The sequence below is a fragment of the Kribbella sp. NPDC049227 genome (assembly GCF_043197265.1).
In the GTDB taxonomy this organism is placed as follows: Bacteria; Actinomycetota; Actinomycetes; order Propionibacteriales; family Kribbellaceae; genus Kribbella.
The window spans coordinates 206,557-233,344 of the sequence record NZ_JBICST010000011.1; the positions used below are offsets into that span (position 1 = coordinate 206,557).

Here is a 26,788-nt window from a genome sequence, read left to right on the forward strand (position 1 = left end):
CTATTCGTAGTCCTGGCCCGCTGCCGCGCTGCGGCCCGTCGACCTCCCGGGCACGCAGCGTGACAATTCGGTCAGGTCGGCTCGACGTGGGTCGGGTCGAGAACCCGGCGCAGGAACGTTCGCGTGCGCTCCTCCCTCGGGTCGCCGATGACGTCGGCCGGCGGACCCTGCTCGACGATGACGCCGCCGTCCATGAACGCGACCCGGTCCGCGACCTCGCGGGCGAACGCCATCTCGTGGGTGACCACGAGCATGGTCATCCCCTCGAGCGCGAGCTTGCGCATCACGGTCAGTACGTCGCCGACGAGTTCGGGGTCGAGCGCCGACGTCGGCTCGTCGAACAGCATCAGCGCCGGATCCATCGACAGTGCCCGGGCGATCGCCACCCGCTGCTGCTGGCCACCGGACAGTTGCGCCGGGAAAGCGTCGATCTTGTCGCTCAGGCCCACCCGCTCCAGGTTGGCCCGGGCGACCCGGTCCGCCTCGACCGGGCTGCGTTTCAGCACCGTCCGCTGGGCGATCGTGCAGTTGGCCAGCGCGGACAGGTGCGGGAACAGGTTGAACTGCTGGAACACCATGCCGATCTGCTGCCGCGCGGCGTCCAGGTGACAGTCCGGGTCGGTGATGTCCTCACCACGCACGAACACCTGTCCCTGCTGGGGTTTCTCCAGCAGGTTCACACAGCGCAGCAGCGTCGACTTGCCCGAACCGGACGGGCCGATCACGCACACGACCTCGCCCTGCTCGACGGTGAAGTCGATGCCGCGCAGGACATGGTTGCTGCCGAACGACTTGTGCAGGTCCCTGATCTCGACCACCGGTGCCATCAGCGCGTCCTCTCCGTCCTGGCCTCGAGCCGGCGGACCAGCAGGCCCAGTGGCAGCGTGATCAGCAGGTAGCAGAAGCCGGCCGTGACCAGCGGCGTCAGGTTGGCCTCGGTGTTGGCCAGGTCGCGGCCGAAGCCGGTCAGCTCGTACCCGTCCGCGGCGACACCGATCATGAACACCAGCGACGAGTCCTTGACCAGCAGGATGAGGTCGTTGGTCAACGGCGGCAGCACGATCCGGAACGCCTGCGGGAGCACGATCTTGCGGGTCGCCAGCCCGGCCGGCATACCGAGCGAGCGGGCCGCCTCGACCTGTCCCTTCGGCACCGCCTGGATGCCGGCCCGGATCACCTCGGCCATGTACGCCGACGCGACGATCCCGAGCGCCAGCCAGACCACGCCGTACGGGTCCCAGGGAATCGTCATGCCCTCGAACGCCAGCGGCAGCAGGCTGAACGCGATGAACACCACGATCGCCGGCAGGCCCCGGAAGAACTCGATGTACGCCGTCGCGATCCACCGGTACGGCCCGACCTGGCTCAGCCTCATCAGTGCCAGCACGGTGCCGCCGACCAGACCGATCACGAACGCGCCGGCGGTGTACTCCAGCGTCTTGACCAGCGCGGTGAGAAGCCCGTTCTGGAAGGCCTCCTTGATGAACTGCGGCTTGAAGAAGACGCTGATGATCTGGCCCCAGTCCGCGCTGAACGCGGCGACCAGAAGGAGAACGACCAGGACGGCGTACTGGATCCCGCGGGAGCGGCGAGCCCGTTGCCGCGGGCTCAACCCCTTCCGCTGAACGGTTTCGGTGGCGGAACTCATGTCTTGTCGGCTCACTTCTTCGGCTCGACCCCGAACCACTTCTTGTAGATCTCGTTGTACTTGCCGTCCGACTTCGCCGTGGCGAGCAGGCCGTTGAACTTCTCCACCAGCTTCGGCCCGCTGCCGTCCTTGAGGGCGGCGAAGCCGTAGTGCTCACCGGTGTCGAACTCGGCCACCACGGCCATGTCCGGGTTGTCCTTGATGAAGTCGTACAGCAGGCCGTTGTCGTTGATGGCGGCGGCGACCCGGCCGGACTTCACGTTGTTCTCCTGCAGCGCCGAGTCGGGGAACGGGATCACCTTGTAGCCGTACTTGTCCTTGTTCTCGTCGGCGTACTTGTGACCGGTGGTGTCGGCCTGGGAGCCGAGGATCTTGCCGCGCAGGTCCTCCAGGCCCTTGATGCCGGAGTCCTTCTTGGCCATCAGCACCTGAGTGGCGTCCATGTACGGGTCGGTGATGCTGATCGCGGCCTGCCGCTCCGGCGTGATCGTCATCGCGCCCATGCCCATGTCGCACTTCTTCGCCTGGAACGCGGCGCCCGAGGTGACCTGCGCCCACTCGATGTTCACCACCTCCTGCTCCAGGCCGAGGTCCTGCGCGACCAGGTCGAGCAGGTCGACGTCGAAGCCGACCACCTTGTTGCCGTCCTTGTACTGGAAGGGCTTGTACGGCAGGTGTGTGCAGACAGTGAACTTGCCCGGCTTGACCAGCGTGATGCCGGCCGCCTTCGCCTTGTCCTCGGATCCACCGGCGCCCGAGTCGTCGCTGCCACAGGCGGCGAGCGCGAGCGCGAGGACGGCGACCGTGGTGGCGGCGGCTGTCAGGCGGCTCCTGCGGAGGGTGGAGACGATGTTCATCGCGAATTCTCCTCGACGTGGTGGGGGGAAACCGCATCCTGACACAACAGGCAGTCCGGCGCCCGGCGTTCGTGTCGGATCGCGACTGGATCGTCACCGGATGTGGGACCCCTCACAGCAGACCAGTAGGGCGTGTGGTTTACTCGTGCGCACGGGCGATCCCCTGTTGTCGAACACTTCCACCCAAGTTTTTGCGAAAGGGCTCTGATGGTCGCCCAGCCATTCTCACCAGAGGTTCCCGACCCGTACGCCGGTGATGCCGTCTTCGAACTGCATCGCGGTGGCAAGATCGAGGTCACCTCGTCCGTGCACGTCCGCGACGCCGCGGACCTGTCCAAGGCCTACACGCCGGGCGTCGCCCGCGTCTGCACCGCGATCGCCGAGAATCCCGCGCTGGTACGGCGCTACACCTGGAAGTCCAACGTGGTCGCGGTCGTCACCGACGGGACCGCCGTCCTCGGGCTCGGCGACATCGGGCCGGCCGCCTCGCTGCCGGTGATGGAGGGCAAAGCCCTGCTGTTCAAGGAGTTCGGCGGCGTCGACTCGGTGCCGATCGCGCTCGACTGCACCGACGTGGACGAGTTCGTCGAGACGGTGGTCCGGCTGGCTCCGACGTTCGGCGGCATCAACCTGGAGGACATCTCCGCGCCGCGGTGCTTCGAGATCGAGCGCCGGCTGAAGGAGCGCCTGGACATCCCGGTCTTCCACGACGACCAGCACGGTACGGCGGTCGTCGTACTGGCCGCGCTGCGGAACGCGCTCCGGGTCACGGACAAGTCGATCAGTGACATCCGCGTGGTCATCTCCGGTGCGGGTGCGGCCGGGGTCGCGTGTGCGCGCATCCTTCTGCAGGCAGGGGTCGGCGACCTGGCCGTCGTCGACAGCAAGGGTGTGCTGCACGAGGATCGCGCCGACCTGAACCCGGTGAAGCTGTCGCTGGCCCGCGACACCAACACCGGTGGGCTTTCCGGCCGCCTGGTGGACGCGCTCGACGGTGCCGACGTGTTCCTCGGCGTCTCCGGCGGAACCGTGCCCGAGGAAGCGATCGCCCGGATGGCACCGGGGTCGATGATCTTCGCGCTGGCGAACCCGAACCCCGAGGTGCACCCGGACATCGCGCACCGGCACGCCGCCGTGGTCGCGACCGGCCGCTCGGACTTCCCGAACCAGATCAACAACGTGCTCGCGTTCCCCGGAATCTTCCGCGGCGCCTTCGACGCGAACGCGTCCCGCATCACCGAGGGCATGAAGCTCGCCGCCGCCGAGGCGCTGGCGAACCTCATCGCAACCGACGACCTGCGCCCCGACTACATCATCCCGTCGCCCTTCGACCCCCGCGTCGCCCCAGCCGTCGCCGCCGCAGTAGCAGCAGCCGCCGAAACCGACGGAGTCGCCCGCGCCTGACCGGTCGCTGTCGGGTTGTGTCGCCGCTGACGGGATAGTTTCCGGCCGGCGGTGACACAACCCGCCATCAACTGCGGACGACCATGTGGTTCCACCAGTGGGCGGCTTGGGTGAGCATGGGGATGTCGTGGCCGCCGGACTGGATGTAGCCGGTCATTGCCAGTCGGGAGTAGACCGCGGACATGGTGCCGCGGCCGGAGCCGTCGTACCAGCCGCCTCGGCGGATGTCGTCGTCACCCGTGCCGGGGAACGTGGTGCGATCCAGGCCGAGCCAGGGGAAGTCGGCGGGAACCGCGAGCTGGGTGGCCTCGATGAACCGGTGGGTGTACTCGATCTTCGCGTCCAGCCCGTGCCAGAACTGTCCCGGTGCGAGCACGCTGCGCGGAGGAGTGCCACGCCAGTACGACGCCAGCCAGGCGGCGGAGTCCGGCACCTTGACCCGGTTGTCCCGGACCGCCTTCAACGCCGTACCCAGCTGGGCGATCGCGTTCGGGGACCAGCCGTAGGTGATCAGGTACGGCTGCTCGCCGGTCTCCTCGCCGATCACGTACGTCGCGCCGTCCAGCGGGAAGCCCGCGGGAGCGCCGGCGTAGATCAGGTCCGGATCGATCTGGGTCGTGCCGAGCAGGTGACGGGTCCCGGACGCGGCGGCGTCGTTGTAGGTGGCAGTGTGGAACCGGCCGTAGCCGGTGGCGAGTGCGCGGACCGCGGCGTACTGGTCCAGTGACAGCATCGACGGCGCCCAGTGCTCGACATCCCAGGTGCCCATGTTGCCGTCGTCACCGGCGACGAAGTGCGGGAAGGCACCGACGTACCGGTCGTTGTGGAACGACGAGACGGCCTCTGCGTGGGTGTACTGCAGCGCGGCGACTCGGTCCAGCATCGCTCGGGCCGCGGCGTCGGCGGACCGGATCCGGGACGGGTCGCCGTGCCCGTGCTCGAGGTACTCGGCGTAGTCGACCAGCAGCTCAGCGCGTCCCGTCAGTGTGCGGATGTCGCCGGTACGCAGTACCTTGTCGGGCTGCGTGGCGTACAGGTCGAGGAGCGCGGTCACGAAGGTCTCCAGGTTGGCGCGCAACCGCGGATCGCTCTGGAGGTAAGGGCTTCGCAGGAACTGCAGGGCGAGGTCCGTGCTCATCTGGCCCGGCTTTCGCCCCAGGATGTAATCGAGCAGTTCGTCGGCGGTCTGGCGCTGCCGCGGATCGCCGGTGACGTCGTACATCGCGGCGAGTGCGGCGTGGGCGTGCGACGCGCCCTCCAAACCTGGGTCGGTGGCGACGCCGTCGGCAGTGATCTGCAGGTAGGCGCCGGTGACCTGTGCGGTCGGCGCGGCCGGGGCGGCCGTGGTCTGTCCGGTCAGCAGGACGGCGGTCATACCCGCGGCCATCAGTGCGCGTAGCATCGGCTCTCCTCAGGGGATTACGGTCATGGCCCTTATTGCCGATCCGGAGGCAGGCTAAACTCCGACACGCATGTCAGAGTCGAGTCGTGGAGGTGGCGACGGGGTGCGGATGGGCGAGATGGTGGCGCGGACCGGGGTCAGCGAGCGGTTGCTCCGGTACTACGAGGACCAAGGGCTGCTGAGGCCGCAGCGGCTGGCGAGCGGATATCGCGAGTACGCCGAGAGCGACGTCGACGTGGTGGCGCGGATCCGGACCTTGCTGGCGGCCGGCTTGTCGACGGCGACGATCTCGCAGGTGTTGCCGTGTGTCACAGCGAAGCTGGAGCCGAGGTGCGAGGTGCTCATCGACCAGTTGCACCAGGAGCGCGACCGGATCACGGCCTCGATCACCGCGCTCGAGGAATCCCGTCGCCTGCTCGACGGCGTGCTCTCCACCCCGATGGTGAATTCGGTAACTGACTCCGAGTAGACCACCCCCTAGGGTGGTAGGCATGCTTGCTGCCTACGCCGCCAAGTTCGACGCCGACGACCCGATCGCCGCTCTGGAGGTGGGGGAGTGCCCTGACCCGACGGTGCCCGAGGGCTGGGTGACGATCGACGTCCGGGCGACCGCGCTCAACCACCACGATCTGTGGTCGCTCAAGGGCGTCGGACTGGCCGAGCAGAACCTCCCGATGATCCTCGGCTGTGACGCGGCCGGGGTCGACCCGGACGGCAACGAGGTCGTCGTGCACGCGGTGATCTCCGACCCGGCCTGGAAGGGCGACGAGACGCTCGACCCGAAGCGGTCGCTGCTCAGCGAGCGCTACCAGGGAACGCTCGCGGAGAAGGTCGCCGTACCGGCTCGCAACGTCGTACCGAAGCCGGCCGGGCTGAGCTTCGAGCAGGCGGCGTGCCTGCCGACCGCGTGGCTGACGGCGTACCGGATGCTGTTCACCCAGTCGGGTCTGAAGCCGGGTGACACCGTGCTGGTGCAGGGTGCCGGCGGTGGTGTCGCGACCGCGCTGATCACGCTGGCGCGGGCGGCGGGGATCCGGGTCTGGGCGACCAGCCGGGACGAGGGGAAGCGGGCGAAGGCGCTCGAGATCGGCGCGCACGGGGCGTTCGAGTCCGGTGCGCGGCTGCCGGAGCGGGTGGACGCGGTGATGGAGACGGTCGGGCAGGCGACCTGGTCGCACTCGCTGAAGTCGCTCAAGCAGGGCGGGACGATGGTCATCTCCGGCGCGACCAGCGGCCAGGCGCCGAAGTCGGCCGAGCTGAACCGGATCTTCTTCCTGCAGCTCAGGGTCCAGGGCTCGACCATGGGCACCCGGACAGAGCTGGCCGAGCTGCTCCAGTTCATGGCGAACGCCGGCATCTCGCCGCACATCGACTCGATCCTGCCGCTGGCCGACGCCCGCAAGGGCTTCACCAAGCTCAATGAAGGTGACGTCTTCGGCAAGATCGTCTTCACTGTCTAGGTGCAACCTCTCATCCGCCGCGCCACCGTCGCCGACTCCGAGGCGGCGGCCTGGTGCCACCTGCTCTGCTGGCGGGAGGCGTACGCCGACCTGGTCCCGGCCGACCAGTTGCTCGAACGGACCAGCGACATCGACCGCCGGATCGAGCGGTGGACGACCGCCGCCAGGAACGGATGGCAGCGCTGGATCGCGCTGAACCCGGACCCCGCGGCAGGGGTCGAGGACCGCGTGGTCGGTTTCGCGTCGGGCGGGCCCAACCGGGACGACGACGCCCCGACTCCGCTCGAGCTGCAGGCCATCTACACCCGCCAGAAGTGGTGGGGGACCGGGCTCGGTGCCCGGCTGCTGGAGCTTGCCATCGGCAAGGATCCGGCCAGCCTGTGGGTGTTCGAGGACAACCAGCAGGCCCGGAGGTTCTACCGGCGCAACGACTTCGTCGAGGACGGCAGCCGCAAGCACGATCCGTTCTTCGGCCTCTGGGAGATCCGGATGGTCCGGCACTGACGTTGCACGGCTGAAACATGCGCGTCGCAGCGGGGCAATGAGGCAGGCGCACTCTGGTCCTACCGCGGGAAACCCCCGCGGGTCGATCCGCCCGATCGATGGAGGACCAGGAGGGCCCATGAGGCCGACCTTGACGGTGATCGCCGACCCCGCCGACCGCTGGATGACCCGGGCCGCGTGCGTCGGCCAGGCACCGGCGTACGACGAGTCCGCCACGCACTGGGAGCAGCGCCGGGCCCAGGCCGTGTGCCTGAACTCGTGCCCGGTGATCGACGAATGCCGTGAATGGGCCCGCCGGACCAAGTTCACCGGTACGGCGGCCGGCGAGAAGTTCCTCTCCGGCCGCCGCCGCGGCAAGCCCGGCCCGCAGGAACGCCGCCGCGGCGCCCTGGTCGAGACCGAGGAGCAGCAGGCCAGCTGACCCCCGCCCACCCGCTGGCCCGCTCACCCCGTCTGGTGGGCTGACCCGCCGCTCGCCCGCGGTCCTCTCCCCGTCTGGTGGGTCGACCCATCAGAGTGTGGGTTGGCGAGTCGCACGCGGTGGGCCAACCCGCGGTCTCGTGGGCTGACCCACGCCAACCCGCCAGCCGCCTGCCGTCCCCGTCTCGTGGGCTGACCCACGAGACAGGTCGGCTCAGACCTCGACGAGCTCGTCGGCGCGCTCCGCGTCGGCGGGCTTGTCCGTCTTCCGGAACGGCGAGGTCAACGTTGCCATGACGTACTGCCGGTTGCGCACGGCCGCCACGATCGCGAGCACCAGGTAGATCCCGCTGATCACATACCGCCCGGTCTGACCCGGTACGGCGAACTGGATCGCGAACAGACCCAGCAGCGTCCAGGCCGCCCGGCGGGGGAAGCGGAGGCTCAGCAATACGGCGATCCCGAGCAGCGTCTGCGTCGCGGTGAGCAGGAACTCCTCGATCTGCCGTCCGTCCAGGTGCAGCGCGATCGGTCCGCCGCCGATGCCGTAGGCGATCGGGAGGCTGCCGATCAGCAGCGTCCACTGGTTCACCTTGGCCGAGATCAGCAGGCCCAGCGCGGCCGCGCCCTTGCCGCGCCAGGCGAAGAGCAGCGCGACGATGAACTCCGGCGCCTCCGAGGCCAGCGGAGCCAGCCACTGGACCAGCAGGAACTGATCGATCCCGAGCGCGTGGCCACCCTCGACCAGCGAGTCCGCGAACGGCTCCGCGGCGGCCAGGATCACCCCGGCCGAGACCAGGAACATCCCGATCACCGCGATCCGCCGCTGCACCGTCGGCAGCCCGCCGATCGTTGCCGCCGGCCCGATCAGGTCCGGCTCGTCGTCGTGCTCCGAGATCGCGGCGCGGTACAGGTAGTAGGCGAAGAACGCGAGCAACAGGATGCCCAGCACCAGGTGGATCTCGCCGGTCACCGGGATGACGAAGGCGACCACACCGGCGATGGCCAGGAAGCCGAGCTCGCGGCGGTACCCGGACTCGAGCACCAGTGCCTTGACCGACCGCCCGCTGCGCCGCGAGGCGACGTACAGGCTGAGCAGGACGACGCTGGACCAGCCGAGGCCGAGGAGCAACCGGTTCGAGCCGGTCATGTTGGCGGCGGCGAACTGCACGTAGTCGGGGTTGCTGCCCGCCGTGTGGGCGAAGTACAGGTCCACGGCGTACTCCGGGAGCACCGCGATGACCGCCAGCAGGGCGATCGCCAGACCGCCCGAGATGTCCACCTCCGCGGCCTCGGCCGCCCAGGCGAGGACGAAGGACGCGGCGACCACAGCGAGGCCGAAGACGAAGATCGACGGCAGGGCCGAAGGGTGTGTGCCGGTGAGCCGGAGGGCGACCGCGGGGATCGCCACCACGAGCAGCATGAGCACAGGGCGGAGGGCTCGGAACATGGTTCCAGCCTGCCACCGTTTTGATACTTTCGCAATTGCGAAAGTGTGAGACCGTCCTCACCCCGGCTCGGCGGGCTGCCGCACAGCCCCTTCAGCGGTCACAATGACTGCGCGATGACGACACCGTTTCCCGAACCCACGAAGGCCCAGCTGGACTCCGCCGCGGGCACCTTCGCGATGCTGTCCGCCCCGGTGCGGCTGCATCTGGTCTCACTGGCGGCTCAGGGCGAGTACGACGTCGGCACGCTGGCCGAGCGGGTGGGCGTGAGTATCGCCACCGCCAGCCAGCACCTCGGCAAGCTCCGGCTGGCCGGCATCATCACCGCCCGCCGCGAAGGCCGCCGGCACATCTACACCGTCGACGACCCGCACGTCCTGAATCTGGTCGACCAGATCTTCGAGCACATCGCTCCGGACGGCACGCTGGCTCCCGATCCACCGCTGCGAACCCGGCCGCCACACGCGGACTAGAGGATGCGCCGCAGGTACTGCTCGGGGTGACGCAGGTAGGCACGCCAGTTCTGCACGAGCTCGAGGTCTTCCCAGGCCGTCTTCCGGAGGCCCCAGTCGCCGGTCTCCAGGATCGTTGCCCCTGGCACAGCGGCGATCACGGGGGAGTGGGTCGCACAGAGCACCTGCGAGCCCGACTCCGCCAGCCGGTTGAGTACGCCGACCACGACCAGGCTGCTGGAGAACGAGAGTGCCGACTCCGGCTCGTCCAGGCAGTAGAACCCGCGCCGGATGAAGCGGTCGTTGATCAGGCTCAGAAAGCTCTCGCCGTGGCTCATCTCGTGGAAGGCCAGGTCCGCCGGGCCGGAGGGGCGCGGGTTGTTCTCCAGGTAGGTGTAGAACCCGTGCATGGTCTCGGCGCGCAGGAAGTAGCCGGCCCGCTTGCCGCCGATGCCCCGGGTCAGCAGGAGTTCGTCCGCCAGCGGTGACTCGGTCGCCCGCGTGGTCAGCCGGGCTCCCGTGGAGCCGCCTTCGGGGGACAGGCCGTACGCGACCGCGATCGCCTCGACCAGCGTGGACTTGCCGGTGCCGTTCTCGCCGACGAGGAAGGTGACGCCGGGATCCAGGTCGAGACCGTCGGTCAGCAGTTGCCGTACGGCGGGAATCGTGTGCGGCCAAGGCCCGGACGGACGAACGCCCTCCGCCGCGGCCACCCGGCGTACGGGCTGCTCGGCGAAGGGCACACGCTCACTCTAGATGAGGAGGAAGCTCAGTCGTCCTCGTCGTCGAGGCGGGCCAGCCAGGTGGCGAACCGCTCGATCGGGGTCTCGAACTCGGGGTTCAGGTCGACGAACTCGCGCAGCCGCTCGGCCACCCAGGCCAGCGTGACGTCTTCCTCGCCACGCCGGCCCTCGAGTTCCTCGATCCCTCGGTCGGTGAAGTACACGTCAGCTGAAGGCCTGCTTCAGCAGCGTGGACTGCTCGGCCTGGTGCGCACCCATCGAGCCCACGGAGGTCGCCGACATGGCCGGCCGGGACACCCGGTAGAACGGCTTGCCACCCAGGTGCTCGGTCAGGTTCAGCGCCATGAACGGCCACGGGCCCTGGTTCGCGGGCTCGTCCTGGACCCAGCGGATCTCGGTCGCGTTCGGGTACTTCGCCAGCTCCGCGACGATCTCGTCGCTCGGCAGCGGGTAGAGCTGCTCGACCCGGATGACCGCGGTGCTGATCTTGTCCGGCTCCGCCTTCTTCCGCTCGGCCAGCAGGTCGTAGACGATCCGCCCGGACGCCAGCACGATCCGGTCGACCGTACCCGCGGTGGCCTCCGCCTCGGCGTCGCCGATGATCGGCCGGAAGGTGCCGTGGGTGAGCTCCTCCGGCTGCGACACCGCCTCCTTGCGCCGCAGCAACTGCTTCGGCGTGAAGACGATCATCGGGTTGTGCTCCTCGCCGAGCGTGTGCCGGCGGAGCAGGTGGAAGTACGACGCCGGCGTCGACGGCTGAGCGACCGTCATCGCGTTCTCCGCGCACAGCTGGAGGAAGCGCTCGACCCGGGCCGACGAGTGGTCCGGGCCCTGGCCCTCGTACCCGTGCGGCAGCAGCAGCACGACACCCGACTTCTGGCCCCACTTCGCCTCACCGGCGGAGATGTACTCGTCGATGATCGACTGGGCGCCGTTCACGAAGTCGCCGAACTGCGCCTCCCACAGGGTCAGCGCGTCCGGCCGGGCCACCGAGTACCCGTACTCGAAGCCGAGGGCGGCGTACTCGCTCAGCAGCGAGTCGTAGACGTGGAAGTTCGCCTGGTTCTCGTCCAGGTTCTGCAGCGGGACGTAGTCCTGGCCGTTGACCCGGTCGATGATCGCGGCGAACCGCTGCACGAACGTGCCCCGGCGGCTGTCCTGACCGGCGAGGCGCACCGGGCGCCCGGCCAGCAGCAGCGAACCGAACGCGGTGATCTCCGCGCTGGCCCAGTCGATCGGGCCCTGCGTGATCGCGGTCGCCCGGCGCTGCAGCTGGGGCAGCACCTTCGGGTGCACGGTGAAGCCCTCCGGCAGCGTGGTGTGCGCGTCGGCGATCTTCTTCAGCACCTCGGGCGTGGTCGCGGTCGCGTCCGGGCCCTCCGGCTTGTCCGGGTAGACCGGCACCGTCACGTACGGCGCCGGGGTGTCCGGCTGGCTCTTGGCCTCGCGAACCTCGGCGAACACCCGCTCCAGCCGCTGCTGGAAGTCGCGCATCGCCTGCTCGGCCTCTTCGACCGTGATGTCGCCACGGCCGATCAGGGCCTCGGTGTAGAGCTTGCGGACCGACCGCTTCTGCTCGATCAGGTCGTACATCAGCGGCTGGGTGAAGCTCGGGTCGTCGCCCTCGTTGTGACCGCGGCGGCGGTAGCAGACCAGGTCGATGACGACGTCCTTGTTGAACGCCTGGCGGTACTCGAAGGCCAGGTCCGCGACCCGGACACAGGCCTCGGGGTCGTCGCCGTTGACGTGGAAGATCGGCGCCTGCACCATCCGGGCCACGTCGGTGGAGTACATCGACGAGCGGGACGAGGCCGGCGAGGTGGTGAAGCCGACCTGGTTGTTCACGATCACGTGGATCGTTCCGCCGGTGCGGTAGCCGCGCAGCTGGGACAGGTTCAGCGTCTCCGCCACCACGCCCTGGCCGGCGAAGGCCGCGTCGCCGTGGACCAGCACCGGCAGCACCGGGAACGCGACGCCGCGGTCCAGGATGTCCTGCTTGGCCCGGACGATGCCCTCGAGCACCGGGTCGACCGTCTCCAGGTGGGACGGGTTCGCCGCCACCGACACCTTGATCTTGTCGCCGAACTCGGAGACGAACTCGCCCTCTGCTCCCAGGTGGTACTTGACGTCACCGGAGCCCTGCACGGTCCGCGGGTCGATGTTGCCGTCGAACTCGCGGAAGATCTGGCCGTACGACTTGCCGACGATGTTGGCCAGCACGTTCAGCCGGCCGCGGTGCGCCATCCCGATGACGACCTCGTCCAGGCCGGCCCCGGCCGCCTCCTCGCAGAGCTCGTCGAGCAGCGGGATGGTGGTCTCGCCGCCTTCCAGCGAGAACCGCTTCTGGCCGACGTACTTGGTCTGCAGGAAGGTCTCGAACGCCTCGGCCTCGTTCAGCTTGGCCAGGATCCGCAACTGCTCCTCGCGCGGCACCTTGGTGTGCGGCCGCTCGACCCGCTCCTGGATCCACTTGCGCTGCTCGGGGTCCTGGATGTGCATGTACTCGATACCGGTGGTCCGGCAGTACGAGTCGCGCAGGATGCCGAGGATCTCGCGCAGCTTCATGAACTTGCGCTCGCTGGCCGCCCCGAACGAGCCGGTGGCGAACTCGCGGTCCAGGTCCCACAGGGTCAGGCCGTGGGTGGCCACGTCCAGGTCCGGGTGGCTGCGCTGCTTGTACTCCAGCGGGTCGGTGTCGGCCATGATGTGGCCGCGCACCCGGTAGGCGTGGATCATCTCGAGGATGCGCGCCTGCTTGGAGACGTCCTCCTCGTGGCTGTGCGGGAGGTCGGCGGCCCAGCGGATCGGCTCGTACGGGATCCTCAGCGACTGGAAGATCTCGTCGAAGAAGCCCTCCTGGCCGAGCAGCAACTGGTGCAACCGGCGCAGGAACTCACCCGACTGGGCGCCCTGGATGATCCGGTGGTCGTACGTCGAGGTCAGCGTCATCACCTTGCTGACCGCGAGCTTGGCCATCGTCTCGTCGGCCGCGCCCTGGTACTCCGGCGGGTACTCCATCGCGCCGACGCCGACGATGCAGCCCTGGCCGGCCATCAGCCGCGGCACCGAGTGCTGGGTGCCGATGGTGCCGGGGTTGGTCAGGCTGATCGTGGTGCCCTGGAAGTCGGGCAGCGCGAGCTTGTTGTCCCGGGCCCGCCGTACGACGTCCTCGTAGGCCATCCAGAACTCGGCGAACGTCATCGTCTCGGCGGCCTTGATCGACGGCACCAGCAGCTGCCGGGTGCCGTCCGGCTTCTGCATGTCGATGGCCAGGCCGAGGTTGATGTGCTGCGGCTGGACGTGGGTCGGCTTGCCGTCGGTCTCGTCGTACGACGCGTTCATCTCCGGCAGCGTCTTCAGCGCCTTCACCAGCGCCCAGCCGATCAGGTGGGTGAAGGAGACCTTGCCGCCGCGGGCGCGCTTGAGGTGGTTGTTGATGACGATGCGGTTGTCGATCAGCAGCTTGACCGGGACCTGGCGGACGCTGGTCGCGGTCGGGACCTGGAGGCTGGTCTCCATGTTCTGCGCCGTCCGCGCGGGCGCGCCGCGCATGATCTGGCGCTCGGTGTCCGCGGTGGTGGCGGGAGTGGCCTTGGGCTGGGCGCTGGGCGGCTGGTTCACCGTGCCTCCGGTCGGGGCGGCGGCTGTCGTGGCCGGCGCTTGCTTCGCTGCTGGCTGGCTCTGCGGTACGGCGGCCTGCGTGGCGGCTGCGACAGCGGCAGGTGCGCTCGAGGCCGGCGCGGACGGCACAGTGCCGCGGCTCGGTGCCTCGGGAGTCTTGTTGTCCGATACGGCGTCGGGCCGGGGAGCGTCGGCCGGGGTGCTCGTCACCGGCTTCGCGTCACCAGGCTGGGATGCCTTGAAGCTGTCACTCTTGAAATAGGCGAGCCACGCCGGATCCACCGAATTCGGGTCCTGCAGGTACTTCTCGTACAGCTCGTCGACCAGCCATTCGTTCGCACCGAAGGCTGCTAGGGGATTTGTGTCTGATGGCTCGGTGGCCACTTGGCAGTTCGCCTCTTCCGATCGGGTCCGGTACCGCGGTGGTTAATGCTGATGTTATGGGTGGTTCCCCAGGGCAAGGCTAATAGCACGCGACCCTCTTCCACAGCCTGGGACCACCGGACCAGTGTGTCGGGTGGTCGGGCTTCGGCGGCTGGATCGTTCGAGGCCTGAAACACTGTGCTGACAGGTGTTTCAGCTCATCGGGCCGACGGTGATCGGCCGATGCTCAACGGTCCGGGCAAACCATGTCCGGGACGCCTTGCAGTGGAGGGTTTCCGGCGACTCTGACGGTGACCCACGGTGTCCGGTTCCAGCCTAACTGGCCACTGTATGCAGTTGCGCACTCGCCCCGGGTGATGATCAGGACTGTGCAGGAATGTGGCCAACGTCACGCTCCGGATCAGTCCACTTCCACGCGACTGGTCTTCAGCGGTTGCTGAGCCGCCGGACCAGCTTGAGACCGGACCAGGTGGCGTCGACCGCGCAGACCTTCACGTCCACGACGCCGAGCGGCACCGCCAGTTCGCGGATCCCGTTCTCGTCCAGGTCGGTCGGTACGCCGGACGACCGCTTCGGCCACGCGATCCAGATCATCCCCGCGGTCGTCGTCCTCGCCAGCAACACCGGCAGCCGTTTGGCCAGCCGGGCCCGGTCCGGGCAGAACGCGAGCACAACGTCGTACGGCCCGCGCCCCAACCGCCGGGTGGCCGCCACACCCTCGAGCACAAACCCATCCGGAGCGTTGTCCAGCAGTACGGCGTGCTCTGCCTTGATCCCGAGCTTGGCTACCAGCGGCTTACCCGAATATCCAGGTGTCGTGCTCATGGCCGGATGCTATGTTCTGGATATCAGACATCCAGATTAGGAAGAGAGGTGCGCGATGATCGGCAATCCCGCCGGGCTGCACGATCCGGCCGGGTTCGGCTACAGCCACGTCGCCGAGGTCGGTGAGCTCGTCTTCGTCGCCGGGCAGTACGCCTCCGGCCCGGACGGGCACGTACCGGTCACCGGGTTCGAGGAGCAGTTGGAGCTTGCCTTCGCCAACCTCGGCATCGCGTTGCGGTCCGCCGGGCTCGACTACGGCAACGTCTTCCAGTTGCGGACGTACATCGTCGACCACTCGATGGACAGACTCGCCGCGCTCGGTCGCGTGATCGCGAAGTACTGGCCGGAGCGGCCGCCGGTCCAGACCCTGCTCGGCGTCGCCTCACTCGCCCTGCCGGAGATGAGCTTCGAAGTGGACGCTGTCGCGGTACGTCGTTGAGTGGTGCGGGCGGCATACTGACCAGATGGCGTTGACGGATGAGGCGATCGTCAAGATCAAAGGGATGATCACCTCGGGGGAACTGGGTCCGGGGGATCGGCTGCCGAAGGAGGCGGACCTCGCGGCGCGGCTGGGTCTGTCGCGGAACTCGCTGCGCGAAGCGGTGAAGGCGTTGACACTCGTCAACGTCCTCGACGTCCGGCACGGTGACGGCACCTACGTCACGAGCCTGGACTCGTCGCATCTGCTGGACGCGCTGAACTTCATGGTCGACCTGCACCGGGACGACTCGGTGCTGCAGTTCTTCGAGGTACGGCGGCTGCTCGAGCCAGGGGTCGCCGCGCTGGCCGCGGTCCGGATCAGCAGGGAGCAGGTGACCGAGCTGCGGCTGCTGTGCAGCGACCTCACGCCCGACGCGGAGGTGGAGGAACTGGTCGCCAACGACCTCAGGTTCCATCGCTGCATCGCCGAGGCGACCGGGAACATGGTCGTCTGCTCGCTGCTCGACGGCATCTCCGGCGCGACCCAGCGGGCCCGGATCTGGCGCGGTGTCACCCAGGCCGGCGCGGTCGAGCGGACGCTGTCCGAGCACGCCGCGATCCTGGACGCGATCGAGGCCGGTGACGCCGAGGCGGCCCGCGCCTGGATGACCGCCCATATCGCCGGCGTCGAGACCTGGCTCCGCAAGGCGCCCTGAGGTAGTCCAGTGGTATGGCCTTCGAGCCGCCGCCGCCCCGGAGTGCGCTGACGCTGCGGCTGGTCCTGTCCTGCTTCGGCGTGGCGCTGTTCGTCACGTCCGCGATCCTGTTCGCGGCGTACGACGTACCGGCCGGCTGGGTGATCGCCTGCGTGGTCCTGGCGGTCGTCGCCCTGGTCGACCTGGTGATCGTTGCCTGGCGCAAGCGCCGGGAAAATGGTTGAAGCGATGAAGCACGGCCCGCTACCCTGGTGGACGTCCCATTCCCGACGTCAGGGGTCGCGTTGTAACTCCGAGGTCTTTTCTGCAGCCGGTGATCGCCGCCCGTTCTGGTGCGCGGTCTCGTCCAAGACCTCGTTCGGAGTACACGCATATGAGTAATTCCCTGACCTGTACGGACCTCTTCTTCGCCTGGCCGGACGGCGACGTCCTGTTCGACGGGCTCAACTTCGTCGCCGGACCCGTGCGGTCCGGCCTGGTCGGCCGCAACGGCGCCGGCAAGTCGACGCTGCTGCGCCTGATCGCGGGCCGGCTGACGCCGCAGCGTGGCACGATCCGGGTGGCCGGCGAGCTCGGGTACCTGCCTCAGGACCTGACCCTCGACACCGGTCTGCGGGTCGACCAGGCGCTCGGCATCGACGCGATCCGCCGCGCCGTCACCGCGATCGAGTCCGGTGACGCCTCGGAGGAGAACTTCGCGATCGTCGGCGACGAGTGGGACGTCGACGAACGCGCCGAGGCGTTGCTGGGCAAGCTCGGCCTGGGCGCGATCGACCTCGACCGCAGTGTCGGCGAGCTGTCCGGCGGCGAGACGATCCTGCTCGGCCTGGCCGCCGAGTTGCTGCGGCGTCCCGACGTACTGCTGCTCGACGAGCCGACCAACAACCTCGACCTGCGGGCTCGCCGGCACCTGTACGACGCCGTCGACCAGTTCCGCGGTGCGTTGCTGATCGTCAGCCACGACCGCGAACTGCTCGACCGGGTCGACCAGATCGGTGACCTGCGCAAGGGCGACATCACCTGGTACGGCGGCAACCTGACGGCGTACGAGGAGGCGGTGGCGGTCGAGCAGGAGGCCGCGGAGCGGATGCTCCGGGCGGCCGAGGCCGACGCCCGCAAGCAGAAGCGCGATCTGGTCGAGGCGCGGATGAAGATGGACCAGCGCCGGGCGCGGGGCCAGCGGGCGTTCGAGCAGGGCGGGATCCCGAAGATCATCGCGGGCGGGCTCAAGCGGTCGGCCCAGGTGTCGGCGGGCAAGCATCTCGGGATGCAGTCCGAGCGGCTCGAGTCGGCGCAGGACGCGGTGGCCGAGGCGGAGGCGAAGGTCCACGAGGACGAGGCGATCCGCGTCGACCTGCCGAAGACCGCCGTACCGGCGGGGCGGGTCGTGCTCCGGCTGGAGGAGCACAAGCTCCGCACCGGCGCGACCGTGGATCTGGAGATCCGCGGGCCGGAGCGGATCGCGCTGACCGGGCCGAACGGTGCGGGCAAGACGACGCTGCTGCAGTCGATCACGAGTGATTCGTTGCCGGTCGTCCCGTTCCGGTACCTGCCGCAGCGGCTCGACCTGCTCCGCGACGACCTGTCGATCGTGGACAACCTGGCGCTGCTGGCGCCGAGCACGGAGAACCAGGAACGCCGGTCGCGGCTGGCGCGCTTCCTCTTCCGTGGCCGGGCCGCCGATCAGTTGGTCAGCACCTTGTCCGGTGGTGAACGCTTCCGGGCGACGCTGGCCGCACTGTTGCTGGCCGAGCCTCCGCCGCAGTTGCTGATGCTCGACGAGCCGACCAACAACCTCGATCTGGCCAGCGTCGCCCAGCTCAAGGACGCGCTCTCGTCGTACAGCGGTGCGGTCATCGTCGCGAGCCACGACGTGCCGTTCCTGCGCGAGATTGGCATCACCCGCTGGCTCGAGCTCACCCCGGAGACCCTGACCGACATCGACCCCCTCTAGTGATCCCATACCCCTAGGGGGTACCGTCGGGGTATGGAGGAGCACCAGCACGGCGCGCACGCCGAGCCTGCGGATCACGCCGGGCATTCAGGTCATGCTGGGCATGGGGATCATGCGGCGCAGTTCAAGGACCGGTTCTGGATCAGCCTGGCGCTGGCCGTGCCGGTGGTGTTCTTCAGCGAGATGTTCGCCGACCTGCTCGGCTACACCCGGCCGGAATTCCCCGGCTCCGGGCTGATCGCGCCGGTCCTCGGCACAGTGATCTTCGTGTACGGGGGCCGGCCGTTCCTGACCGGTGGATGGGGCGAGCTGAAGTCCCGCCGGCCCGGGATGATGCTGCTGATCTCGATGGCGATCACGGTCGCGTTCGTCGCGTCGTGGGTGACCACCTTGGACATCGGCGGGTTCGACCTGGACTTCTGGTGGGAGCTCGCGCTGCTGATCGTGATCATGCTGCTCGGTCACTGGCTGGAGATGCGGGCGCTCGGCGCCGCGTCCGGTGCGCTCGACGCACTGGCCGCCTTGCTGCCCGACTCGGCCGAGAAGGTGACCGACGACGGTGTGGTCGAGGTGATGCTGCACGACCTGCGCGAGGGTGACGTCGTACTGGTGCGGTCGGGCGGGCGCGTGCCCGCTGACGGCACGGTGGTCGACGGCCAGGCCGAGGTCGACGAGTCGATGATCACCGGCGAATCGCGGCCTGTCGCCCGTGCGGTCGGCGACTCGGTGGTCGCAGGAACCGTTGCCACCGACAACGCTCTGCGGATCGAGATCACCGCCGTCGGGGATGACACGGCACTGGCCGGCATCCAACGGCTGGTGGCTGAGGCGCAAGCCTCGTCGTCCCGTGCGCAGGCGCTGGCGGATCGGGCCGCGGCGTTCCTGTTCTACTTCGCGTCGATCGCCGGGCTGATCACGTTCGTGGTGTGGACGTTGCTCGGCGAGCTCGACGAGGCAGTGACGCGGACCGTGACGGTGCTGGTGATCGCCTGCCCGCACGCGCTGGGGCTGGCGATTCCGCTGGTGATCGCGATCTCCACCGAGCGCGCCGCGAAGGCCGGCGTACTGGTGAAGGACCGGTTGGCGCTGGAACGGATGCGGACGATCGATGTGGTCCTGTTCGACAAGACCGGCACGCTGACCAAGGGCGAGCCGGCCGTGACCGGGGTGGCAACGGCCGGATCCGTGTCCGACGAGGAGTTGCTGGAACTGGCTGCCGCGGTCGAGGCGGACAGCGAGCATCCGTTGGCGAAGGCGATCGTCCGGGCGCACGAGGTCCGGACCGCTGTCGGCGCGGGGAGGGCGGGCCGGTTGACTGCCTCGGAGTTCCGGTCGCTGACCGGACGAGGCGTGCAGGCCGTTGTCGACGGCACCGAGGTCGCCGTCGGCGGTCCGGCGTTCCTGCGGGAGTATGGCGTACCTGAGCCGGCTGAGCTGGAGGCGGAGGTCGCGGCGTGGAAGGGGCGCGGGGCCGCGGTGCTGCATGTGGTTCGCGACGGGCGGGTGCTCGGAGCGATCGCGTTGGAGGACGAGGTTCGCGAGGAGTCTCGCCAGGCCGTCGATGCGCTGCACCGGCGCGGTGTGAAGGTCGCGATGATCACCGGTGACGCGCACCAGGTGGCTGATGCGGTCGCCAGGGAACTCGGGATCGACGAGGTCTTCGCCGAGGTCCTCCCGCAGGACAAGGACGCCAAGGTCGCCGAACTACAGGCTCGTGGACTCAAGGTCGCGATGGTCGGCGACGGAGTGAACGACGCACCGGCCCTGGCCCGCGCCGAGGTCGGCATCGCCATCGGCGCCGGCACCGACGTCGCGATCGAATCCGCCGGCGTGGTCCTGGCCGCCGACGACCCCAGAGCCGTGCTGTCCGTGATCACTCTCTCGAAGGCCAGCTACCGCAAGATGTGGCAGAACCTCGTCTGGGCCACGGGCTACAACGTCATCACGGTCCCGTTGGCTGCCGGCGTACTGGCGTTCGCAGGCATCCTCGTCTCGCCCGCCGTAGGCGCCATCCTGATGTCCGTCTCGACCATCGTCGTGGCCCTCAACGCCCAACTACTCCGCCGCCTCAACCTCTCACCAGAGCGGTTGGCGGCGAACTAACGACAGGAGAGTGTCAGTGATGGCAGTGGTCGAGGCGCACGTTGGTACGACGCGCGCGGAACGATATGTCGAGCAGTTGAGCAGTCACTTCGCCCATCAACCGGGTGGGATGACGGTGGTGTCCAGCGAGCCGGGGGAGTTGGTCATCGACCTGGGAGAAGCGACCTGGCGGATCCGGGCCGAGCCGGACGGGCTGGTGCTTCGGGTGGAAGCCGACCCGGCGCGGCTGGATGAGGTGAGCGCACACGTCGGAGAACGCATCGAGCAGATCGGCCGGCGGGACAGCTTGCAGGTCGTGTGGAAATCCGTAGGCGAGACGCCGGTCTGACGCTACGGCGTGGGTGCGTCTTCGCGGAGGAGGCCTTCGGACTTCAGGTCGGACCAGAGTGCCTTGGGGACCTCGGTCCGGGCCAGTGTCGCGTTGGTGCGGACCTCCTCCGGCGTGCGGCAGCCAACGGCGATGCCGGCTACTGCTGAGTGGAAGAGGGGGAAGGCGAGAGCCGCGGTAGGCAGGCTGGTGTTGTGCGCCTCGCAGACGTCAGCCAGGCGATTCGCCTTGTCCACCAGGGATGCGGCGGCCGGCGCGTAGTTGAAGGTGGCACCGGGCGCCGGCCGGGGCTGGGACAGCAGACCGGAGTTGAAGATGCCCACGGCAACTACCTGGACGTCGTGCTCGAGGCAGGCCGGCAGTACGTCGTCCAGGCCGTCGGGGTCGATCAGGGAGTAGCGGCCGGCCAGCATGATCACGTCGATGTCGATCTCCTGGACGAACCGGGTCAGCATCGCGGTCTGGTTCATGCCGGAGCCGATCGCGCCGATCACGCCCTGGTCGCGGAGCTCGATCAGCGTCGGGAAGGCGGTCGCGACGGCCTCCTCGTAGTGGTCGTCCGGGTCGTGCACGAACACGACGTCCAGCCGGTCGGTGCCGATCCGGCGCAACGAGTCCTCGATGCTCCGCAGCACGCCGTCGCGGGAGAAGTCCCAGCGCCGCCGCCGCTTCGAGCTGACCTCGAACCCTTCGTCGTCGGTCGCCGCGTCCTCGGCCTCGTAGATGATCCGGCCGACCTTGCTCGACAGCACGAACTCGTCCCGCGGCTTGCCCCGCAGGCCGACCCCGAGCCGTTCCTCGGCCAGCCCGAGACCATAGTGCGGGGCGGTGTCGAAGTACCGCCACCCCTCGTCCCAGGCGGCGTTCACCGTCGCGACCGCGTCGGCCTCGTGGACCTCGCCCAGCAGGTTGCCCAGCGGCGCACCGCCGAGCCCGATCCGCTGGTCGTCCGGGAAGAGCCTCATGACTTCACCGCCGGGAGCCGCAGGTTCTGCATTCCGCCGTCGACGGCGACCGCCGTACCCGTGGTCGAACCCGACAACGGACTGGCCAGGTAGGCGATCGCGTGCGCGACCTCGTCGGCCGATACCAACCGGCCCATCGGCTGCCGCGCTTCCAGCGCCGCCCGCTCTGCCGCCGGGTCGTCCGCGACGTCGAGCAGCCGGCCGACCCAGGGGGTGTCCGCGGTGCCCGGGTTCACGCAGTTCACCCGGATCCCCTCGCGGACGTGGTCCGCCGCCATCGCCATCGTCAGAGCCAGTACGGCGCCCTTGCTCGCGGAGTACAGGGCCCGGTTCGGCAGGCCCGCGGTGGCGGCGATCGAGCAGGTGTTGACGATCGCGGCGGACTCGGACTTGCGCAGGTACGGCAGCGCGGCCCGGGTCACCCGGGCGATCCCGACCACGTTGACGTCGAGGACGCGATGCCACTCGTCGTCGTCGTTGGCCGCGACCGTGCCCTGCGCGCCGATGCCGGCGTTGTTCACCACGATGTCGATCCCGCCGAGCTGCAGCGCCGCCGCGGCAACGGCGTCGCGGACCGAGTTGTCGTCGGTCACATCCGCGGCGATCCCGGTCAGCGGTTCCGCGACGTCGGGCTTGAGGTCGAAGACGACCACCTGGGCGCCCCGGGTGGCCAGCAGTTGGGCGGCCGCGAGACCGATGCCCGACGCGCCACCGGTGACAACTGCACGGAGGCCGGCGAAGTCCGTCACTTGTTCTCCTTTGTGAGGTCGGTCCAGATCTTGCCACTCGGGTACCGGAAGTCGCAGAGCGTCTCGGCATCCATCTCGGCACCGAACCCGGGCCGCACCGGCGCCACGTAGTGCCCGTCCCGGATCACCACCGGGTCCAGGAAGTGCTCGTGCAGGTGGTCGACGTACTCGATCACCCGGTTGTCCATCGACCCGCTGACCGCGACGTAGTCGAACATCGACAGGTGTTGGACGAGCTCACACAGTCCGACCCCGCCCGCGTGCGGGCACACCGGTACGCCGAACTTCGCCGCCAGCAGCAGGATCGCGATGTTCTCGTTCACCCCGGCGACCCGGGCCGAGTCGAGCTGCAGGATCGACAGCGCCTCGGCCTGCAGCAACTGCTTGAACACGACCCGGTTCTGCACGTGCTCACCCGTCGCGACCCGGATCGGAGCGATCGCGCGCGCGATGGCCGCGTGTCCGAGGATGTCATCCGGGCTGGTCGGTTCCTCCACCCACCAGACGTCGTACGGCGCCAGCGCCTCGACCCACCGGATCGCGTCGGCGACGTCCCAGCGCTGGTTCGCGTCGATCGCGATCCGGACGTCCGGGCCGACGGCCTCGCGGGCCAGCCGCATCCGGCGGATGTCGTCGTCCAGGTCCGCGCCGACCTTGAGCTTGATCTGGGTGAAGCCCTCGGCGACCGCCTCGTGGCACAGCCGGACCAGCTTGGCGTCGTCGTACCCGAGCCAGCCCGGAGTGGTGGTGTACGCCGGAAACCCGCGCTCGCGCAAAGTCGCCTCGCGGTCCGCGCGACCGGGCTCGGCGGCACGCAGGATCTCCAGCGCCTCGTCCCGGGTCAGCGCGTCGGTGAGGTAGCGGAAGTCGACCAGGTCGACGATCTGCTCCGGAGTCAGGTCCGACAGCAGCTTCCACAGCGGTACGCCGGCCCGCTTGGCGGCCAGGTCCCAGACCGCGTTCACGACGGCGCCGATGGCCATGTGCATGACGCCCTTCTCCGGGCCGAGCCAGCGCAGTTGCGAGTCGTGGACGAGCGACTTCCAGAATCCACCGAGGTCGGACAGCGTCGCGTCCAGGTCGAGCCCGATCACGTGGTAGCGCAGCGCCTCGATCGCCGCGGTCTGGACGTCGTTGCCACGGCCGATGGTGAAGGCGAACCCGTGCCCTTCGAGCCCGTCGCCGGCGTCGGTGCGCAGGATCAGGTACGCCGCCGAGTAGTCCGGGTCGGTGTTCATCGCGTCGGAGCCGTCCAGGTCCAGCGACGTGGGGAAGCGGACGTCGTACGTCTCTAACTCGGTGAACCGTGGCATGGAGGACCCGTTCTGCAGCTGTGGGCGGTCTGTCGCGGGGAATCCTATAGGATATGTGGCGCGAGCGATACCGGCAGCCGGCGCTCAGGCCGCCCGGCGGCGGCCCTGGGACCGGCCGATAGAGTCGGCGCGTGGCTCAGGAACCCAGTGGTGTGCTGCGGCTCGGCGGCCGGTCGTTCGGGCCGGGGGAGTTCGCGGTGATGGCGATCGTGAACCGCACCCCGGACTCGTTCTTCGACGGCGGCGCCACCTTCGCGGAGGAGGCCGCGCTCTCGGCGATCGACCAGGCCGTCGCCGACGGGGCGGACCTGGTCGACATCGGCGGTGTCAAGGCCGGGTACGGCGAAGCGGTCGACGAGACCGAGGAACTGCGCCGGACCGTGGACTTCGTCGCCACCGTGCGCGATCGCCACCCGGAGCTCCTGATCAGCGTGGACACCTTCCGCAGCGGCGTCGCGCGCCGGGTCGGAGCGGCCGGCGCGAACCTCATCAACGACACCTGGTCCGGCCACGATCCTGACATCGCGGCGGCGGCCGCCGAGTCCGGCGCCGGGCTGATCTGCAGCCACGTCGGTGGGCTGAAACCCCGCACCGACCCGCACCGGATGGCGTACGACGACGTGGTGGCGGACGTGATCCGGACGACCACCGCACTGGCCGAGCGAGCCATCGCCGCCGGGGTCCGGCCGGACGGGATCGTGATCGATCCGACCCACGACTTCGGCAAGAACACGCTGCACTCGCTCGAGGTGACCCGCCGGATCGACGAGTTGGCCGCGACCGGCTGGCCGGTCCTGGTGGCGATGTCGAACAAGGACTTCCTCGGCGAGACTCTCGACCTGCCGTCCGGCCGGCGCGGACCCGCGACGCTGGCGGCCGTCAGCATCGCGGCCTGGCTCGGCGCCCGGGTGTTCCGGGTCCACGACATCGCGGGGACCCGGCAGGCCCTCGACCTGATCGCCGTACTGCGGAAGACGGCGACGCCCGCGTACACCCGAAGGAGCCTGGTGTGATCCGGAACTGTGCTGCCGGGGCCGAGCTGACCGAGGACGAACTGATCGCCGCCTACACGGTGCCCGATCGGTCCGTCCCCAGGCTGCGGGCGAACTTCGTCACCAGCCTCGACGGTGCCGTGACGCTGGAGGGTCTGTCCGGCGGCCTGTCCAGCAAGGACGACCAGAGCATGCTCGGCCGGCTGCGGATGCTCGCCGACGTCGTCCTGGTCGGCGCGGGGACCCTCCGCGCCGAGGGGTACGGCGGTCTCCGGCTCGGCGCGAAGCGGCGTGGATGGCGGAACGAGCAGGGCTGGCCCGAGAACCCGACCCTCGCCGTGGTCTCCGCGCGACTCGAACTGGCCGCCGACAGCACGGTCTTCACCGAGGCGCCCGTACGGCCGATCGTCATCACCTGTGCGTCCTCGCCGGACCACCAGCGTGAGGCCCTCGCCGAGGTGGCGGACGTGATGATCTGCGGTGACGAGACCGTCGACCTGAACCAGGCAGTGGCCGGGCTGGTCGAGCGCGGACTGCCGCAGATCCTGTGTGAGGGCGGTCCGCATCTCCTCGGCGCACTCACCGGTGCCGATCTGGTCGACGAGCTGTGCCTGACCGTGTCGCCGCTGCTCGCGGGACCCGGAGCACGCCGGATCACCGACGGACTGGCGGCCACCGAGGCGCGGTCGCTGCCGTTGCTGCAGGTCCTCGCCACCGATGACGGGTTCCTGTTCCTGCGCCACGGCCGGGGACTCGGCTAGTGCCAGTCGTCGCCGCTGCGGTCTGCCCGCATCCGCCGGTGATCGTGCCCGAGCTGGCCTTCGGCGCCGCGCCCGAGCTCGATCCGCTGCGCGCGGCCTGCCTGGCGGCCATCGACGTACTCGCAGAGGCCGACGCCCTGGTGATCGTCGGGTCCGGCCCGGTCACCGGGCGCCGGTACGACGCTTCCGCGGGCGGCAGCTTCGCGGCGTACGGCGCTCCGCAGGTGCGAGTCGGAGACGGTGAGGCGGCGTTGCCGTTGTCCTTGCTGGTCGGGGCCTGGCTGGTCGGCCAGAGCAAGGCGGCGGGCGTACGGCGTACGTCGATCTCGGTGGCCGACGACTCGCCAGAGGTGTGCCTGGCGCTCGGGCGGGAGATTGCCGAGGGCAACGACCGGATCGGGTTGCTGGTGATGGGCGACGGCTCGGCCCGGCGCAGCGACCATGCTCCCGTCCACCTCCATCCTCGTGCCGAGATCTTCGACGCGACGGTCGCAAAGGCGTTGCGGAGCGTGGATCTGGACGTCCTCGCTGCCCTCGACCCGGACCTGGCGACCGTTCTCCAGGCGGCAGGCCGCGCTCCATGGCAGGTCCTCGCGGGCGCACTCGGGCAGACCGCTCTGACCGGCAACCTGACGTACGACGCCGCCCCCTACGGCGTCGGGTACTTCGTTGCCAGCTTCACTTCAGTGACACTGAGCGGGTGACCGAGGAACGGGCGGGCTACCGGCGATCGGCGAAGTCGCCGCGCGGGGAGGCGCGGCGGCGGGAACTGCTCGATCGCGTGGCCGACGACCTTGGCCAGAACGGGCTGGTGGACTTCTCCCTCCGCCGGGCCGCACGGGCGGCCGGTACGACGCACAAGGTGCTGCTGTATCACTTCGCCGGCCCCGAGGAGCTGCTGACGGAGTCGGTCCTGCAGTTGCGCGAGCGCCGGATCAGCCGCAGTCTCGCGGCCGCGACCGAGGGCGCCGATCGGCCGCTGGCCGACCGGGTCCGGGCGATGTGGCCGATCCTGGTCGGCCCGGAGTCGTGGGTGCTGGACCAGGCGATCGGCCTGGCGATGTACGACCCGGCGCGGTACGCCGATCTGGCCCGGGAAGCGTCGAAGCAGTACCTCCCGGCGTTGCTGTCGATCTGTCCGGCGGCGTGGTCCGAGCAGCGCAAGGGCGAGGTCGCGGAGTTGATCCTGGCGACGCTGCGCGGGTTCCTGATCGAGTGGCGGACCAGTGGTGACGGGGCCGGGATCGAGGCCGGGTTCGCCGCGCTGGTCCGGGCGCTCGAGCGCGAAGAGTCGGCCTGATCCGTGCGTGCCGGCGGTT

Annotated in this window: 28 protein-coding genes; 16 read left to right on the forward strand and 12 right to left on the reverse strand. The window is 69.3% G+C overall.

Annotation, left to right across the window (positions count from 1 at the left end; all coding sequences use genetic code 11):
- Positions 1-71: 71 nt before the first annotated feature.
- The 3 genes from ACGFH6_RS41905 to ACGFH6_RS41915 are packed head-to-tail and all read right to left on the reverse strand — an operon-like array spanning position 72 to position 2,505.
- Positions 72-827 carry an amino acid ABC transporter ATP-binding protein gene (locus tag ACGFH6_RS41905; RefSeq protein WP_393396399.1) on the reverse strand — a complete coding sequence of 252 codons (756 nt, stop codon included), beginning with the start codon at positions 825-827 and terminating at the stop codon, positions 72-74.
- Positions 827-1,648 (reverse strand): amino acid ABC transporter permease, encoded by an 822-nt coding sequence (locus ACGFH6_RS41910; RefSeq protein ID WP_393396401.1) that lies wholly within the window; start codon positions 1,646-1,648, stop codon positions 827-829. Before ACGFH6_RS41910 ends, ACGFH6_RS41905 begins: the two co-directional genes overlap by 1 nt.
- Before the next feature lie 11 nt (positions 1,649-1,659).
- Positions 1,660-2,505 (reverse strand): ABC transporter substrate-binding protein, encoded by an 846-nt coding sequence (locus tag ACGFH6_RS41915; RefSeq protein ID WP_393396403.1) that lies wholly within the window; start codon positions 2,503-2,505, stop codon positions 1,660-1,662.
- Positions 2,506-2,712: 207 nt separating this feature from the next.
- On the opposite strand from ACGFH6_RS41915, the gene ACGFH6_RS41920 reads away from it, so the two are divergent.
- Positions 2,713-3,909 carry an NADP-dependent malic enzyme gene (locus ACGFH6_RS41920; RefSeq protein ID WP_360444444.1) on the forward strand — a complete coding sequence of 399 codons (1,197 nt, stop codon included), beginning with the start codon at positions 2,713-2,715 and terminating at the stop codon, positions 3,907-3,909.
- Positions 3,910-3,976: 67 nt separating this feature from the next.
- Here the strand turns inward: ACGFH6_RS41920 and ACGFH6_RS41925 are convergent, their stop codons facing one another.
- Entirely contained in the window at positions 3,977-5,311 is a 1,335-nt protein-coding gene (locus tag ACGFH6_RS41925) for a hypothetical protein (protein WP_393396406.1), read from the reverse strand.
- Positions 5,312-5,381: 70 nt separating this feature from the next.
- Between ACGFH6_RS41925 and ACGFH6_RS41930 the strand changes: the two genes are divergently transcribed.
- From ACGFH6_RS41930 to ACGFH6_RS41945, 4 genes are all read left to right on the forward strand, one after another.
- Entirely contained in the window at positions 5,382-5,780 is a 399-nt protein-coding gene (locus tag ACGFH6_RS41930; RefSeq protein ID WP_393396408.1) for a MerR family transcriptional regulator, read from the forward strand.
- Between the two features lie 22 nt (positions 5,781-5,802).
- Positions 5,803-6,771, forward strand: coding sequence for a zinc-binding dehydrogenase (locus ACGFH6_RS41935; protein ID WP_360444437.1), 969 nt, complete (start codon positions 5,803-5,805; stop codon positions 6,769-6,771).
- Entirely contained in the window at positions 6,772-7,275 is a 504-nt protein-coding gene (locus tag ACGFH6_RS41940) for a GNAT family N-acetyltransferase (RefSeq protein ID WP_393396413.1), read from the forward strand.
- A 118-nt stretch (positions 7,276-7,393) separates the two neighbouring features.
- Positions 7,394-7,696 (forward strand): WhiB family transcriptional regulator, encoded by a 303-nt coding sequence (locus ACGFH6_RS41945; protein ID WP_393396415.1) that lies wholly within the window; start codon positions 7,394-7,396, stop codon positions 7,694-7,696.
- Between the two features lie 213 nt (positions 7,697-7,909).
- Here the strand turns inward: ACGFH6_RS41945 and ACGFH6_RS41950 are convergent, their stop codons facing one another.
- Positions 7,910-9,145 (reverse strand): sodium:proton exchanger, encoded by a 1,236-nt coding sequence (locus tag ACGFH6_RS41950; RefSeq protein WP_393396417.1) that lies wholly within the window; start codon positions 9,143-9,145, stop codon positions 7,910-7,912.
- Positions 9,146-9,259: 114 nt separating this feature from the next.
- Here ACGFH6_RS41950 and ACGFH6_RS41955 point away from each other — a divergent pair, with 114 nt between their 5' ends.
- On the forward strand, positions 9,260-9,616 hold the full coding sequence (locus tag ACGFH6_RS41955) for a metalloregulator ArsR/SmtB family transcription factor (RefSeq protein WP_360444425.1): 357 nt from the start codon (positions 9,260-9,262) through the stop codon (positions 9,614-9,616).
- On the opposite strand, the gene ACGFH6_RS41960 is transcribed toward ACGFH6_RS41955, so the two are convergent.
- From ACGFH6_RS41960 to ACGFH6_RS41975, 4 genes are all read right to left on the reverse strand, one after another.
- Positions 9,613-10,338 (reverse strand): AAA family ATPase, encoded by a 726-nt coding sequence (locus ACGFH6_RS41960; RefSeq protein ID WP_393396420.1) that lies wholly within the window; start codon positions 10,336-10,338, stop codon positions 9,613-9,615. The genes ACGFH6_RS41955 and ACGFH6_RS41960 overlap by 4 nt on opposite strands.
- A 26-nt stretch (positions 10,339-10,364) precedes the next feature.
- Positions 10,365-10,541: a DUF6104 family protein gene (locus ACGFH6_RS41965; RefSeq protein ID WP_165554028.1), complete on the reverse strand. Its 177-nt coding sequence runs from the start codon at positions 10,539-10,541 to the stop codon at positions 10,365-10,367.
- A 1-nt stretch (position 10,542) separates the two neighbouring features.
- Positions 10,543-14,343, reverse strand: a complete 3,801-nt coding sequence (locus tag ACGFH6_RS41970; RefSeq protein ID WP_393396423.1) for a multifunctional oxoglutarate decarboxylase/oxoglutarate dehydrogenase thiamine pyrophosphate-binding subunit/dihydrolipoyllysine-residue succinyltransferase subunit — start codon at positions 14,341-14,343, stop codon at positions 10,543-10,545.
- A gap of 426 nt (positions 14,344-14,769) precedes the next feature.
- A complete protein-coding gene (locus ACGFH6_RS41975; RefSeq protein ID WP_393396425.1) occupies positions 14,770-15,168 on the reverse strand; it encodes a DUF3052 domain-containing protein in 399 nt (132 codons plus the stop codon).
- 55 nt (positions 15,169-15,223) lie between these two features.
- Between ACGFH6_RS41975 and ACGFH6_RS41980 the strand changes: the two genes are divergently transcribed.
- From ACGFH6_RS41980 to ACGFH6_RS42005, 6 genes are all read left to right on the forward strand, one after another.
- Positions 15,224-15,607 (forward strand): RidA family protein, encoded by a 384-nt coding sequence (locus ACGFH6_RS41980; RefSeq protein WP_393396427.1) that lies wholly within the window; start codon positions 15,224-15,226, stop codon positions 15,605-15,607.
- 25 nt (positions 15,608-15,632) lie between these two features.
- Complete coding sequence (locus ACGFH6_RS41985; protein WP_360444408.1) at positions 15,633-16,304, forward strand: FadR/GntR family transcriptional regulator; 672 nt, start codon at positions 15,633-15,635, stop codon at positions 16,302-16,304.
- 14 nt (positions 16,305-16,318) lie between these two features.
- A complete protein-coding gene (locus ACGFH6_RS41990; RefSeq protein ID WP_393396430.1) occupies positions 16,319-16,528 on the forward strand; it encodes a DUF6343 family protein in 210 nt (69 codons plus the stop codon).
- A gap of 149 nt (positions 16,529-16,677) precedes the next feature.
- Complete coding sequence (locus ACGFH6_RS41995; RefSeq protein ID WP_393396432.1) at positions 16,678-18,258, forward strand: ABC-F family ATP-binding cassette domain-containing protein; 1,581 nt, start codon at positions 16,678-16,680, stop codon at positions 18,256-18,258.
- Positions 18,259-18,291: 33 nt separating this feature from the next.
- Entirely contained in the window at positions 18,292-20,361 is a 2,070-nt protein-coding gene (locus ACGFH6_RS42000; protein WP_393396434.1) for a heavy metal translocating P-type ATPase, read from the forward strand.
- Positions 20,362-20,380: 19 nt separating this feature from the next.
- Positions 20,381-20,689 (forward strand): DUF2218 domain-containing protein, encoded by a 309-nt coding sequence (locus ACGFH6_RS42005; protein WP_393396436.1) that lies wholly within the window; start codon positions 20,381-20,383, stop codon positions 20,687-20,689.
- Positions 20,690-20,691: 2 nt separating this feature from the next.
- Here ACGFH6_RS42005 and ACGFH6_RS42010 read toward each other — a convergent pair whose 3' ends face one another.
- From ACGFH6_RS42010 to ACGFH6_RS42020, 3 genes are read right to left on the reverse strand one after another with little or no spacing between them, the layout of a single operon-like run.
- Positions 20,692-21,654, reverse strand: a complete 963-nt coding sequence (locus ACGFH6_RS42010) for an aldo/keto reductase (protein WP_393396438.1) — start codon at positions 21,652-21,654, stop codon at positions 20,692-20,694.
- A complete protein-coding gene (locus ACGFH6_RS42015) occupies positions 21,651-22,403 on the reverse strand; it encodes an SDR family NAD(P)-dependent oxidoreductase (RefSeq protein WP_393396440.1) in 753 nt (250 codons plus the stop codon). Before ACGFH6_RS42015 ends, ACGFH6_RS42010 begins: the two co-directional genes overlap by 4 nt.
- Complete coding sequence (locus ACGFH6_RS42020) at positions 22,400-23,716, reverse strand: L-fuconate dehydratase (protein WP_393396442.1); 1,317 nt, start codon at positions 23,714-23,716, stop codon at positions 22,400-22,402. Before ACGFH6_RS42020 ends, ACGFH6_RS42015 begins: the two co-directional genes overlap by 4 nt.
- Before the next feature lie 200 nt (positions 23,717-23,916).
- Here ACGFH6_RS42020 and folP point away from each other — a divergent pair, with 200 nt between their 5' ends.
- From folP to ACGFH6_RS42040, 4 genes are read left to right on the forward strand one after another with little or no spacing between them, the layout of a single operon-like run.
- A complete protein-coding gene (gene folP / locus ACGFH6_RS42025) occupies positions 23,917-24,729 on the forward strand; it encodes a dihydropteroate synthase (protein ID WP_360444672.1) in 813 nt (270 codons plus the stop codon).
- Entirely contained in the window at positions 24,726-25,469 is a 744-nt protein-coding gene (locus tag ACGFH6_RS42030; protein ID WP_393396444.1) for a pyrimidine reductase family protein, read from the forward strand. The genes folP and ACGFH6_RS42030 overlap by 4 nt, the downstream gene beginning before the upstream one ends.
- A complete protein-coding gene (locus ACGFH6_RS42035) occupies positions 25,469-26,173 on the forward strand; it encodes a class III extradiol dioxygenase subunit B-like domain-containing protein (protein WP_393396446.1) in 705 nt (234 codons plus the stop codon). Before ACGFH6_RS42030 ends, ACGFH6_RS42035 begins: the two co-directional genes overlap by 1 nt.
- Positions 26,170-26,769, forward strand: a complete 600-nt coding sequence (locus tag ACGFH6_RS42040; RefSeq protein WP_393396448.1) for a hypothetical protein — start codon at positions 26,170-26,172, stop codon at positions 26,767-26,769. Before ACGFH6_RS42035 ends, ACGFH6_RS42040 begins: the two co-directional genes overlap by 4 nt.
- The last annotated feature ends 19 nt before the right edge of the window (positions 26,770-26,788 follow it).

Bases quoted from the DNA above. Each gene is read 5' to 3' on its own strand.
- ACGFH6_RS41905 (WP_393396399.1), bottom strand. From the start codon at position 827: ATGGCACCGGTGGTCGAGATCAGGGACCTGCACAAGTCGTTCGGCAGC.
- ACGFH6_RS41910 (WP_393396401.1), bottom strand. From the start codon at position 1,648: ATGAGTTCCGCCACCGAAACCGTTCAGCGGAAGGGGTTGAGCCCGCGG.
- ACGFH6_RS41915 (WP_393396403.1), bottom strand. From the start codon at position 2,505: ATGAACATCGTCTCCACCCTCCGCAGGAGCCGCCTGACAGCCGCCGCC.
- ACGFH6_RS41920 (WP_360444444.1), top strand. From the start codon at position 2,713: ATGGTCGCCCAGCCATTCTCACCAGAGGTTCCCGACCCGTACGCCGGT.
- ACGFH6_RS41925 (WP_393396406.1), bottom strand. From the start codon at position 5,311: ATGCTACGCGCACTGATGGCCGCGGGTATGACCGCCGTCCTGCTGACC.
- ACGFH6_RS41930 (WP_393396408.1), top strand. From the start codon at position 5,382: ATGTCAGAGTCGAGTCGTGGAGGTGGCGACGGGGTGCGGATGGGCGAG.
- ACGFH6_RS41935 (WP_360444437.1), top strand. From the start codon at position 5,803: ATGCTTGCTGCCTACGCCGCCAAGTTCGACGCCGACGACCCGATCGCC.
- ACGFH6_RS41945 (WP_393396415.1), top strand. From the start codon at position 7,394: ATGAGGCCGACCTTGACGGTGATCGCCGACCCCGCCGACCGCTGGATG.
- ACGFH6_RS41950 (WP_393396417.1), bottom strand. From the start codon at position 9,145: ATGTTCCGAGCCCTCCGCCCTGTGCTCATGCTGCTCGTGGTGGCGATC.
- ACGFH6_RS41955 (WP_360444425.1), top strand. From the start codon at position 9,260: ATGACGACACCGTTTCCCGAACCCACGAAGGCCCAGCTGGACTCCGCC.
- ACGFH6_RS41975 (WP_393396425.1), bottom strand. From the start codon at position 15,168: ATGAGCACGACACCTGGATATTCGGGTAAGCCGCTGGTAGCCAAGCTC.
- ACGFH6_RS41980 (WP_393396427.1), top strand. From the start codon at position 15,224: ATGATCGGCAATCCCGCCGGGCTGCACGATCCGGCCGGGTTCGGCTAC.
- ACGFH6_RS41985 (WP_360444408.1), top strand. From the start codon at position 15,633: ATGGCGTTGACGGATGAGGCGATCGTCAAGATCAAAGGGATGATCACC.
- ACGFH6_RS41990 (WP_393396430.1), top strand. From the start codon at position 16,319: ATGGCCTTCGAGCCGCCGCCGCCCCGGAGTGCGCTGACGCTGCGGCTG.
- ACGFH6_RS41995 (WP_393396432.1), top strand. From the start codon at position 16,678: ATGAGTAATTCCCTGACCTGTACGGACCTCTTCTTCGCCTGGCCGGAC.
- ACGFH6_RS42000 (WP_393396434.1), top strand. From the start codon at position 18,292: ATGGAGGAGCACCAGCACGGCGCGCACGCCGAGCCTGCGGATCACGCC.
- ACGFH6_RS42005 (WP_393396436.1), top strand. From the start codon at position 20,381: ATGGCAGTGGTCGAGGCGCACGTTGGTACGACGCGCGCGGAACGATAT.
- ACGFH6_RS42010 (WP_393396438.1), bottom strand. From the start codon at position 21,654: ATGAGGCTCTTCCCGGACGACCAGCGGATCGGGCTCGGCGGTGCGCCG.
- ACGFH6_RS42020 (WP_393396442.1), bottom strand. From the start codon at position 23,716: ATGCCACGGTTCACCGAGTTAGAGACGTACGACGTCCGCTTCCCCACG.
- folP (WP_360444672.1), top strand. From the start codon at position 23,917: ATGGCGATCGTGAACCGCACCCCGGACTCGTTCTTCGACGGCGGCGCC.